Annotated in this window: 7 protein-coding genes; 6 read left to right on the forward strand and 1 reads right to left on the reverse strand. The window is 49.6% G+C overall.

All coding sequences use genetic code 11. From position 1 onward, the window contains the following. Window positions 1-35 precede the first annotated feature (35 nt). Together ABVT36_RS05475 and ABVT36_RS05480 are read left to right on the forward strand one after the other, a co-directional pair. A complete protein-coding gene (locus ABVT36_RS05475; RefSeq protein ID WP_368455636.1) occupies window positions 36-1,445 on the forward strand; it encodes an RHS repeat-associated core domain-containing protein in 1,410 nt (469 codons plus the stop codon). Between the two features lie 4 nt (window positions 1,446-1,449). Further along, window positions 1,450-1,704: a hypothetical protein gene (locus tag ABVT36_RS05480; protein WP_368455637.1), complete on the forward strand. Its 255-nt coding sequence runs from the start codon at window positions 1,450-1,452 to the stop codon at window positions 1,702-1,704. 297 nt (window positions 1,705-2,001) lie between these two features. Here the strand turns inward: ABVT36_RS05480 and ABVT36_RS05485 are convergent, their stop codons facing one another. Next, window positions 2,002-2,355, reverse strand: coding sequence for a hypothetical protein (locus ABVT36_RS05485; protein ID WP_368455639.1), 354 nt, complete (start codon window positions 2,353-2,355; stop codon window positions 2,002-2,004). Window positions 2,356-3,814: 1,459 nt separating this feature from the next. On the opposite strand from ABVT36_RS05485, the gene ABVT36_RS05490 reads away from it, so the two are divergent. The 4 genes from ABVT36_RS05490 (at window position 3,815) to ABVT36_RS05505 (ending at window position 12,284) form a co-directional block, all read left to right on the forward strand. Then, a complete protein-coding gene (locus ABVT36_RS05490; RefSeq protein WP_368455640.1) occupies window positions 3,815-10,408 on the forward strand; it encodes an FG-GAP-like repeat-containing protein in 6,594 nt (2,197 codons plus the stop codon). After that, complete coding sequence (locus ABVT36_RS05495; protein WP_368455641.1) at window positions 10,396-10,665, forward strand: hypothetical protein; 270 nt, start codon at window positions 10,396-10,398, stop codon at window positions 10,663-10,665. Before ABVT36_RS05490 ends, ABVT36_RS05495 begins: the two co-directional genes overlap by 13 nt. 242 nt (window positions 10,666-10,907) lie before the next feature. Next, window positions 10,908-11,261 carry a hypothetical protein gene (locus tag ABVT36_RS05500; RefSeq protein WP_368455642.1) on the forward strand — a complete coding sequence of 118 codons (354 nt, stop codon included), beginning with the start codon at window positions 10,908-10,910 and terminating at the stop codon, window positions 11,259-11,261. A gap of 705 nt (window positions 11,262-11,966) precedes the next feature. Next, window positions 11,967-12,284 (forward strand): hypothetical protein, encoded by a 318-nt coding sequence (locus ABVT36_RS05505; protein ID WP_368455643.1) that lies wholly within the window; start codon window positions 11,967-11,969, stop codon window positions 12,282-12,284. The last annotated feature ends 392 nt before the right edge of the window (window positions 12,285-12,676 follow it).

Consider the following 12,676-nt stretch of genomic DNA (forward strand, 5'->3'; position numbering starts at 1 on the left):
TGCAGTTAATTAGCCAGAGGTTCGCTGGGAGGTTGTTGAAAAAGCCCTTCAATCGCAGTCAGGCCAACGATAGCGCCTTGCAGTATGAGCGCGCCAGTCAACTGACCTTCATAGATCACGGCGTCAACCAGCGCAGCTATCAGTATCAGTACGACCAGGCCAGCCGCGTCAGCCAATGGCAGGGGGTAGCGGACGAGACCAGAAGCTACAACTATGACAGAGTGGGGCGCTTGACCTCAGTGCAGTCCCCAAATACGCCGGATAGCTTTAGCTACGATGCCCTGGGAAACCGCCAAAACAATAATGCCAGCTTTGATAGCGCCAACCGGATTACCGAAGACAACGATCACTCCTATTTGTACGATGTCAATGGCAATCGTATACAGAAAACTAACAAGGCAACGGGCGAAATTGAGCGCTATACCTATAACGGCCTCGATCAGTTGGTAGCTTATCAATACCATGCCGATAGCCTGTCCAGCCCCACAATCGACTACAGCTACACCTATGGCCCCATGGGGAGGCGTTGGTCCAAGAGCAACAACCTGGGTCCCGAAGTGACCCGGTTTTATTGGTCCGGCTCAACCTTGATCGGAGAAAACCTGAATGGCACGCGGCGCCGCTACCTGGCCGTCGGTGTCACACCGCTGGCTTATGTGGAAAATGGCCGGCAGTTTCACTATCTGCGGGATCACCTGGGCACAGGGCACCAGGTGATAGACAACTCCGGTACAATCGTTTGGGAAGGGGACTATGCAAGCTTTGGTCAGGTACAGGAGCTAGTCACCTCTGCAGAGAATAATCTGCGTTTTGCAGGACAGTACCATGATCGTGAAAATGGACTGTTTTACAATTACTTTAGAGACTATGATCCTGGCATTGGTAGGTATCTTCAGAGTGACCCCATCGGGCTTAAGGGTGGTCTCAATACTTATGCTTATGTGGGCGGTAACTCCCTGATTTACATTGATCCACTTGGACTCGAGGTTTTGTTACAAACTCACCCTGTCGCATTTGGGCTGGACCATGCCAAAGTGACTATTATTCCAAATAATCAAGCTGTATGGGCGAACGATTCTCGGTTTTCAAATTCACTTCCTGACGGAAGGAGGTACCTTACTTTGGGGGCGGGACCAGAGGGCGGTGATTTGGTGAGTAATATAAACCGATCAAGGGATGTAAACCTTGGGTACAACCAAACGAGCGCACTATGTCCAATTCCAGATCAGTACGCTTCAGAAGATGAACTTATTCAAGCACTTTTGAATGCGGATCAAAACTATCAAGACAATTTAGATTACGAGTACTTTCCCCAATCCTTCACTGATGGGTACAATTCCAACTCCTATGCAAATGGGCTACTACGTGCAGTAGGAATTACAATGCCGACTCCTCCAAGTTCACCGGACTTCAATAAACTGCTGCCAGAAAATTCGTTTAGGTGAGTCTATGAACCTATTCTTACAAGTTATTTTGGCGGTAGCTGTTTATACCATGTATATGGTTTCGTCCAGGTATTTTGAATTTGCAAGTCCAATTGCAGACTGGTTCTTTCTGGTAGTTTGTTCACTGATGCCGGTTGCTTTTCATAAGTCAATGAAAAATTCTGTTGTAAGAACCGTTTCCTTGGTTATGTTAAATGCAGTGATTTTATTTTTTGATAGTTTTTGGTTAATCGAATTTATATTTAAGGATGGCCTATAAGCTGCCAGTTCTGGTATTGAGAAAAATTAAAATTTGGTTGGAATAGTCTTCTGTCGAATTTACCCTTTCTTGAGCAATTTATTGGCATTATATTTGATCAGAGTGTGCTATTTTTTTAAGATTTCCAGGGACTTAAGTATAGAAAGCGTTAAGTTGGCGAATGCGGATTTATTCGACTTTATTTTTCACCCGAAACGGGGAGGATTTTGTAGTGTATACAGGTTAGGCGGCTTAAGCCGCCAAATAATTTTCCAGTAAATTTTCTGTTATTTCAAAACCTAATTTTTTCTTGGCCTGCTATTCAAATCGTATAGCATCAATCTCACAGACCCCGCTCGCTGAGCGTTCCCATAGGCTATCATTGTAAACTTGAAAACGGACTCGTTTCTGACCCATGTATGCAGCCAAGAGAAAGGAGGTCATATTATTGTATCCAGGAGCTGAGGGGGAAAGCCATACTCCCGTCGGACATTCGTCTATGCCTGTTTCCATCCAAGCAACAATATCCGTTCCTTCCTTACCTTCAATCGCCCCAACATCGTCATAAGTGAAAAGCCTTTCTATTGTCACTATATCAGTTGTTACGATCTCTGCCTGTACCAGAGAAGACACTGATAGCCCCAGAAATAATAGAAATAAATTTTTCTTCATAATTGTATGCCTTTGTCAATCTCTCATTAGGGTTTGTTGTTAAGGGTAAATGATTATATCACACTGTTTTTTGGAGGGTATTTGAGGGTTTAAGCTGGGACCTTGATTGACCAAGGTCTTGGAATATGCTTAAAGCAATGTTATGGATCAGTCAGGCGGATAAGAAGATACTGGGTAGAAGTACAACTAGACTTGGCATACTGCGACATTCCTACTTGGCTCTTGAAGTGCCCTTGGTTTGCCGGCCCGATTTGGCTCGAATAAAAAGTAACTCCCCGATAACTTAGAAACCATTAGGCCTCCTTGCCGCTTCGATCGTTTCTCAATCATGTTGGCTGAAAATAAATCAATGCAGCTTCAAGTCAGTCGAAAAAATTTTTCTTGTGATTAGAGACAGGTGAAGACTGCACATGTGATAATGCGCGCCAACTAATAGAACGAAAGTAAGCTTTTCCTTGGGGACTGCCGCCTATGGAAACTTTGCTGTCCCTTGTGGTGGCAAGTTTTTGGCAACCATAATTGTATGGCCCCGGTGAGCACAAATTTCTCTTTCGAGGGCATCATGTTGGCACAGCGATTTCGTCAGTTCGTTTCAACTTCAATTTTTATCCTCAGTTTGGCCTTGGCAGCTGGTGGTGCCTCGCTTAGCCATGGGCAGACTGCGCCCTATATCCAAGCGACGAGAGTATCCGAGTTCCAAATTGAAGTAACCGTTGGTGGTGTACTGGACACTCTATATTGGGTGCGGGAATACCGAAATGGCGCCTATGCCCGGGAAATTATTAGTTATCCTTCTACTGTAAAAACCAAGACAGTAACCATTTCAGCCGAAGGCGTTTATAAATATGAAGCGAGATACGTAGGTGTAGATCAGCTCACGAGGAATATAAGCACCTCCCTCGAGGTCATTTTTCCACCAGATGGCCCCTTTAATGTCAATGTGTCGACCGTCGAAGCCCAGGTTGGCGATACGGTTACCGTGACCTGGGAGGATGTGCCTAATGCAGATGACTATAATGTTTGGCAAAAAATAGGCAGTGGGGGATGGACGAGTTTAGCTACAGTTCCCGATGCCTCTCCCAAGTCATATTCCGTACAAGTCATGAATGTGGGCACTTATCAATTTGAGGTCGATGCTTGCAAGGATAGCGATTATACCGAGAGTAGCGCCTGTGGAGATGGGGCAGAATCTCCAACCGTTGAGGTCGAGGGTATAGATTACGACCTTGGGTCTTATGGTTACTCAGTGTTTGCCGGTGATCTTAATGGAGACGGTGTTCATGAGTACTACTTTTACAGTAGAGAGCGGCTGCTCCTTCTTCACGGTGATATTGTCACGCCTATAACCTTGCCCGCGAACCCCACTTTTATTATTAACGGTGTGATCACCGGCCTAGCCCCACCTTGGAAACATGATCCTCCACAGGAATGGTCCCTGACAGATTACGATCTTCTTGGGATGACCCAGCTTACCGAGGGCGTCGACTACTTTACCGGGGATTTTGATGGAGATGGTAAAGTTGATTTCCTTCTTAGAGGGCAGAGTCTGGCGGAGTATGGAGGGCCAACTGAATACCCTTATATCGTCTACGCAGTAGATCAGCTGTCAGTGCCTAGCGGCATAACGCATTTGGTGGATGTTTCCTCCGATGTATCCGAGCTGGTAGCGCAAGGTAGCTCGTTCTCTATAAGAGATGTCAATGGGGATGGGGCTGATGATCTCGTATTTGGATCAGGCAATGCCTATATTGCAGACAAGGCCTATCTGTCCACAGGGGGAGTACCGCAAAATCCCCTGGATTTGACTGTTCCAGAAACACAGCACGCCAATCTAACCGGAAAAACAGAAACTATTTCGAGCGTGACTGCCGGCGGTGCTGCCAGTATCAGTGTGCCCCTGCAGTTGCCGGAGGGGTCGGGTGGGCTGGCACCGGAACTGGCATTGAACTATTCGAGCCAGGCTGGCAATGGTCTTATGGGCTTTGGCTGGACGATGCCCGGTCTGTCGGTTATCCAGAACTGTTACCGCACCTATGTACATGATGGCAGTGGCAGTGTGAATAGTGACGATAAGGACCGCTTTTGCGTGGATGGACAGCGGTTGGTAGCAGTCTCCGGCACCTATGGGGCGCTGAACTCCACTTATCGCACGGAGATCAATACTTTTCGTGAATACACTTTGGTGAACGATTCCAGCGGTGATACGGGCTTCACTGTGTCCTCCAAGGACGGCAAACAGGCCACCTATACGCAGATGGGACCGGATACCTATGTGCTTACCCAGTTGAAAGACAGCAGTGGAAACAACAAGATTGTCTATTCCTATCTGGATGACAGCAACGGCCTGCGTATCGACAAGATCGAGTATGCCTATGGGAGTGGCACCACGCCCAATGCGATGGTTGACTTCGTCTATGAATCGAGGCCGGATGCACTGGCGGGTAATCTGGTTCCCGGCGAGATGGATTTAAAGCGGCGGCTGAAGCGAATCGATATCACCAGCCTGGACAGCGAATATCGCAGCTATAGTGTCAACTACCTGAAGCAGCCTGACGATGGCAGTGTGCTGGTAAGCCGCGTTGCCAGTTTGCAGGAATGTGTGGGCAGTTCCTGCCTGCCGGCTTTGAGCTTTGAATGGGAAATCGCGGATAATCCCGGCTTTAGTTCCGTGGTTGACACGAGTAAATATGTGGAGTTCCACCACACTAATAATTCCCGCTTTCAGCCGGACAGCGTCGCCGATGTCAATGGCGATGGCAAGGATGATTATCTCTGGTATTATAAAGATGATGAAGGAAGAAGATACTTCCAGATAGCTTTCTCCGACGGTCAGAAGTGGGTGCGATCTGCCACCAATTATACGGTTCGCTCTTATTCTGCCGCCCGCAACGATTGGCATTTGGTCGACTACAATGGCGATGGGAAGCTGGATCTGCTGCACCGTACTGAGGACTACGGCTGGGTTGTAAGGCTTTTTAACACCAGTACCAATCACTTTTCCGGTACTTCGATTGGTACCGGAATACCCTCTTCCGCCGGCAACCAGACCGTCCTAACAGATGTAACCGGTGATGGCTGGGCCGATCTGGTGATGCGGCATGAAGATTCCCAGGGCATGAGCATCTATTATGCTGAACCTAACCCGAGTGGCGGCTTTAAATTTCCATCAACTCCCGACCGGACACTGGAGTTCAATGGGTTGTTCAGTTCGTGTGGTAGTGGTGATGCAACCTATGAGATTCTCGATCTGCATGCAATGCGAGTGCTTGACGAGGACGGTGATGGGCGCACGGAATTTCTCTATCCGGTAAAAGAGCAGTGCTCCAATGGAATCCGGAAGTATTTTTGGGGCAAAAGTGATTCCAGCAGTTCGAGGTTGAGCAGTTCGGGAGTGGATCTCGGTGATGGGGTAGGGCAATACCAGTGGATTCCCGCGGATCTGAACCGGGATGGCCTCACCGACCGGGTACGCAAGGACGATGAGAACAATTGGTCCTACGCTCTTTCGGTCGATGGCATTGTTTCGTCTTACACCAGTCTTGGAGAGAAGAGTAGCCGGGCCGAGCTGGTGGACTATAACCACGACGGTTATCTGGATTTTATTTGGCCCGGCAGTAGCACTCTAAAGGTAAAACTCTGGAACGGCTCCGGCTTTGATTCGGAGGCTATCGATGCTGGTGTTCCATCGAGTACGGAGGACTTTATTCATCCCGTGTTTGCCGATATCAATGGAGACGGCTACCGGGAATATATTTATGTTTACGATGGCGGTCAGCAGAATCCCCATGCACAAATCTATGCTTCACGGGAATCCTCTACACCAAATAATGTAATTAGCAAAGTGACTGGTGCCTACGGGGAGCAGGCGACGTTCACCTACAAACCCCTGACCGATAGCAGTGTCTATACCAAGGGGAGCAACGCCGGTAGTGTCGACTGGGGAACGCCGGTATTCGACATCACCGGCTCCTCTTACGTGGTGTCCAAGTATGAGTTCAGCATGCCTACAGCGGCCAGTGCCACAAATCTGGAGGCGCTGACTTATCAGTATGAAGGGCTCAAATTCCAGGGTGGAGGCCGGGGTTCCCTGGGGTTTGCCAAGGTCACCACCACGGATGCCCGAGTAGGGAAGACGGTCAGCACCTTCAAGCAGGAGTTTCCCTATTCCTTTATGCCTTTGACGGTGGAGCAGTACAGCCGCGAAAGCAAATTGTTGTCCCGGCAGACGAACACTCTGGCATCAAAGTCCAGTGGGGGAGTGTACTGGCCCTATGTTGAGACTTCGACCACAGATTATTATCTGCTGAAAAATAACGGTGCCAGCGCCGGCGCTTTGTATAAAAAGCTAAGTGTAAACAACGATTACGATGATTACGGCAACCTGGAACTGTCCACCACGGAAATCCGCAATGCGGCCAATGTCCTGGTGTCCACAGTAACCCAGGACAACTGTTTTAGCTGTTACAGTGCGCCGGCGTGGTTTCGCGAACAGGGGCGGGTTGCCAGAACTTCTGTGACTTCTACCCGCGGTAACGAGTCGGTGCAGCGAGTTGTCCGCTTTGATTATTTTACCAGCGGCAGCAAGCAGGGCCTGTTGCAAAATGAAATCATTGAGCCGGATTACACCGGTGCGGATGCCGACGATCTCAGGCTCACCACCAGCTATGGCTACGACGATTTCGGCAACCGGCTGAGTACCACCAAAACCGCCGCGAACGAGCCAAGCCGCGGCTCCAGTTCTGAATATGACGCGTTAAAGCGCTATATCGATATTGTGCGCGATGCGGACGGCCGCAAGCTGACGGAAGTGATAGCCCGTAATGTGATGGGTCTGCCCACGGAGGTGCGCCGCTACACCAATGTTTCCGGCAGCGCCTATGTGACCACCAACTTCGAATACGATGTTCTCGGTCGGGAGACTTATCGGGATCCGGGCGATGGCCCCTGGGTAAAAACCGAGTACCGCAACTGCAGTGGCTGCGGTGTAACCGGGGCGGCCTACTACACCGAAGTCACCAGCGAAACCGGGGCAAAGTCCAGCAGCTATTATGACCTGTTGGGCCAGGTGCTGCGCACAGAACAGTTGGGTTTGGATACCAGCGACGTGATTCAGGTGCAGACCGAGTATGATGATCTGGGCCGCGTGGAGCGCCAGAGTGAACCTTACAACAGAGGCTCCCTTCCGCAGTACTGGACCCAGAACAGTTACGATATTCAATCCCGTCTCACTTCGGTGCTGTTGCCAGACTCTGGCACCATCGTCCATACCGAACCGGTACTGGAAAGCAACCTCATTGTGGCCGTAACCACCAACCAGAAGGGACAGACGCGTACGGAGAAGACCAATGTCCTGGGAGAGCCGGTCTATGTGGTAGACCACAAAGGCGGCACGGTGGAATACCAGTACACGGCGAGCGGCCAAGTGGAGCATGTCATCAGCCAGGGCCGCGCGGGCGAGAACCTGGGCATTACCATCACCACCAGATACGACCGGCGCGGACGCAAGGAATCCATGTCCGACCCCGACAAGGGCAATTGGAGTTACCGTTACAATGGCTTTGACGATCTGGTAGAGCAGACCGACGGCAAGCAGCAGCGCACCGAAACCCAATACGACCGTTACGGCCGCCCGCTGCGCCGTACCGACTGGACCGCCGTCGGGACCGTGGATTACCACACCCGCTGGTACTACGATGACCAGGATGCCGGCGGCACCAGTGTGCCCTATGCCCTGGGCCAGGTGACCTCGGTGGTCCACTCGCGCAGTGCGAACGACGAGCTATGCTACGATGCCACCGCCGAGTACTGCGCCCTCTACAGTTACGACAGCGCCGGGCGCCAGCGCTCCATGTCCTCGGTGCTGGGTGTCGGCGGTGCGGATGGCGACTTTATCCGCCAGACGGAGTACGACAGCCTGGGGCGGCCCTACAAGCAATTCGATGCCCTGGATGGTGTGGTGACCAGTGGCGGCAGCGCCATTACCAGTGGTACCCGCCAGTACTATACCAACAGCGGCCACCTCAGTTATGTGGTGGACCTGAACAGTGGCAATGAGTTGTACCGGGTGATCGACACCAACAGCCGCGGCCAGGTGACGGACTATGACGTCGTCAGCGGCGCTGTGCGGGTGGATCACAACTTCGACCCGGCCACCGGGCGCCTGCTGTCGCAAAAGGCCGACAATGCGACCACCACTGTGCAGCAGATGGCCTACGGCTGGGATATCCTCGGCAATCTCACCAGCCGGAACAACCAGCGGAGCGGTCAAAGCGAGTCCTTCTGCTACGACCACCTCAACCGCTTGCTGCAGGTGAATCCCGATACCACCAGTGTCACCGGCTGCAACCCCGATGCTACCAGTACCCAGTACCGCTACGACAGTATCGGCAATGTCACCCACAAGGATGGGCAGGCCTACGTCTACGGCTCCAGCAAGCCCCACGCGGTGACCCAGGTTGGCAGCAGCAGTTATGTCTACGCCGACAACAACGGCAATCTCACGTCGGACAGCACTGGGCGCCTGTTCAACTACACGACTTTTGACAAGCCATCCCTGATCAGCAGCGCCAGCGGTGACAGTACTGCCTTTGACTATGGCCCCGACCGGGCGCGCTATAAGCGCGTGGATACGCGGGCCGGCGGGGAGGTCATCACCACCCTGTACCTGGGCGCTGTGGAGCTGATCAAGCGCAGCAGCGAAAGCACGGTTAAGTGGAAGCGCTATCTGCCCGGTGATGCCGTATTTACCTATACCACCAATGCCGCCAATGAGCAGCAAAACCTGGACAAGCGCTACCTGCTCAAAGACCATATCGGTTCCACCGATGTGGTGCTCGATGGCAGTGGTGCGAGCATCAGCGGCGAGGGGATGTCTTTCGATCCCTGGGGACAGCGGCGGGACAGCAGCTGGCAGCAGATTGACATCAGTGCTCTGGTGGCGACAGACTACAGTTTGCTCGATACCCTGACCGACACCACCACACGCGGCTTTACCGGCCACGAGATGGTGGACGCCCTGGGCATTATCCATATGAACGGGCGCGTCTACGATCCGGCGTTGGGCCGCTTTTTGCAGGCCGACCCCATGATCGACGGCGCCATGGATACTCAGGGTTACAACCGCTACAGCTATGTCAAAGGCAACCCCCTGACATTGACCGACCCTACAGGCTATTACAGCTGGGGGGATTTCCGCAAAGACTGGAAAGAGTTTTGGAAGGACCGCAGTGTCGGTGTGAGTGTCGGTTCTAATGGCGTTGGTGTTTATGGCGGCGATCCCAACCCCGACAGCCAGGGATTCTGGGCGCCTGCGGGTGGTGCAGGGGCAGCACTGCCGGAGGGGTCGTCCAGCGGCGCCTTCCGCTCCGCCAACTCGGAAGGTATTTCGGCACTGGCCTATGCCAGTTCCGGCACCATATATAATGGCGGTGGTTATGATGCTGTTGTAGCGGAGGAGACGTTAGGGTACTTCGACGTTGGCCAGGGTGATTTTGGTTCAGTTCTACGAGTTAGTGAATTTAGCGAGGATGCCTTTTTACTTGCTAGTAACGATGACTCGGTAACGATGGCTGCTGCTTTAGCGAGTGAGCGGCGCAAGAATGCACAAAAGGGGCGAGAGCACTATATGAAATATGGCGTATATCCAAGGGTTAATGGTAAACGCCAAGCTCCTAGCACATGGGACAAATTGGTTCACGGTTGGAGAGTAAAGAGTGAAGTGGAAGTTTTGGGTGAAACTGCTCAATTTATGAGAGACAACCCAGACTTTGTAAATGGCGTCAAATTGACTGTAGATGTTGCAACAGTGCCATTTAAGATTGTTAGGCTTGCTGCTGACTCTCATGTCGTTATCGAGTCCTCAGTTGCTGGGTACAACGGAGCTTACGGTGATGCTGCGATAGGGCTGATATCATTAGCCGCAGGTTCCGGTGCAACTCACTTTCTTAAGAATTTTAATATCAAAGACAATGTCGTTTTAGACACTTCAGGTTTGATAACTTCAAAGGCTACTGAAGCTACACTTCAACAGGATTGCTTTTCGTGCGTGAAATAAAGATATGGATAGCAGGAGTACTTTGTTTCCTGATATATCGTTTTCTATTTAATAGCCTCCTGTCTACAGGTGCAGTTGTTGGTGTGCTATTTTTAGTGCTGAGTATGTTTTGGTTTATTGTTCCATTTCTTTCTGGGAAAGATATATTCCTGCCCAGGTTCTCCAATACCAAGTTTAAAAAAGGAGCTGATGATTCAGTTAGAATATTCCTTTTTCTGCTTGGGCTAGGCATGTTCTATGTATCTCTAGAGGCTTAGTGCACGAAAGGGGCCATCCGGTTTACACAGGCTTAAAGGTTTATTTAAAACCAAAGGGATAGAATCTCTAAATGCTCTCCAAGAGTGCATTTCTGAAAACGGGTTTATAACTTTACAAGTATATGATGGTTATGGATTTGTGGGTTGTTTAAGAGTTTTTTAATGGACACAGGTATAAAAGCTTATATAGGCACAGGTGTTGGGGCTGGTTTTTCAGCAACAGCAACTCCAGGGGTCATAAGATGAAATTGATTGGGAGTAGAGCTGAAAATGAATACAGAGATGAATTGATTCGTTCTCATGAATCTTTGTTTGAGGATAAAAGTAAGAGAGATATTTTACGTGCGCTGTGCAAGCGATATCCTGATATACAGACTGCGTACACTATTGGCTGGATTTCAGAACAAGGGGAAGATATATACACTTTCTTGATCGATACAAGCTTAATTTCAGTAGTTGAAGTTGGTCGGCTGGATTCGGGAGATAAAGTAATCATTAAAGTTATGTCGTTATCGGAGTATCAAAAAAATCTAAGTAAAGCTGATCGATTAAAATTAGCTGTTGCAGTTGATTTGGCTGAATCTGAGGGTTGCTAGGTGCAGCCACCTGGGGTCAAGAAAATTAGGGTGGGAATAAAATTCTGATTCTTGTGTTTCTATAAGGAGTGATTAGTTGATTTTGGTGGATTAAAATCAAACAATCGCTCCTATCTTATCTCTATGATAATTGTGTCGGATGAGAGTGTCGCTAAAAAGTTGATTCAAACGCTTTCCTTTAACGTATACTTAGACAAATACTAGAAAGTGCAGATTTCGCTCTATCTTCTTAAAGTGTGTTTTTCTGGTAAGTGAAATGGGATGGCAGTAAATAGCCTGGATCAACGGAACAACTTCTTTTATTAATTGGGTAAGCTATTGAGTTTTTTGGCCAATGGATTTATTTATATCCTTGGTTTCAACTCGGGTGCAAGTCCCGAGTCTACGGAACTAGCCGGCGGTATTGATATTGACGTCCTCTTTCTATTTGCACTTTCTATCTATTCCTGTGGTCACTCTATTTTGGTAGGAAAAACCGGTCTGCAATAGGCTGAAGGCTGGCTGAATTATCGATTTTGTTTTTAAATCAGTCCTCCCGCGGTAGTCTTGACGGATTAGCATCGAATCAGCTCTAATTGGAATCCCTGTTATTATCCAGGGCAACTTAATTTCCAGACAGGGATCTGCCTTTAATGCGCTGTTTTAGCTCAAAGGCTGGGGCTATTGCTGGAATTAAATATTAAGCAATAAAATAGAGAGTAAGGAATGATCAATTCTTTTGGTAAGTATTTTGCTTCTTTTCTTTTGGCCTTTGCTAGTTTTTCTGTAGGCGCGACTGAGCATTACCTAAGGGGTACAATGGACTATCTGGCAAGCACCAAAACCGGCTTGGTGGTTAGACTGGACACTGGGGTTCCAGATAATTGTGCCGGAGCGACTGTGATGCGCATCAGAAAAGAAGACTCGGTAATTATATCCGTCACCCTGGCTTCCTGGGCAAGCGGAAAGAGAGAGGTGGATGTATATACTGAGGCCCTTGCAGCTGGTGTATGTTATATCTATCAACTCGATCCAAGGCCCTAACAGGTTGTTGAAAAAGGCATCCTGCCTTTTTCAACACACGAAAAGCGAAAAATGTGATTTTCACTTTTCGCCCAAAATCAACGACTTAGGCGTCGTCGATTTTGCCGGAACATCCATATTCCGGTACCAGGCTGTCGAAATTCTGCGAATTTCAACAGCCTGCTAATAAATAAACGATTATTAACTCCGGAATTCAATTGGTGATTCCTTATCCATTGGATTGCCGGGTTAATAGCAAGGCCGGAACTGCGGGACGCGGAGTATATCTTCAAGAGGAAGAGCCCCCGATCCTGCTGGAGATCGCGAGTTGGCCCTAAAAATGGCTGGCCCAGAGGAGGGTTGCCGAAACCTGCCAACAGGCCAATGATGGCAATTGGCTATCTGGCAGGCCG

The organism is Microbulbifer sp. TYP-18 (assembly GCF_040932045.1).
Classification (GTDB): Bacteria; Pseudomonadota; Gammaproteobacteria; order Pseudomonadales; family Cellvibrionaceae; genus Microbulbifer.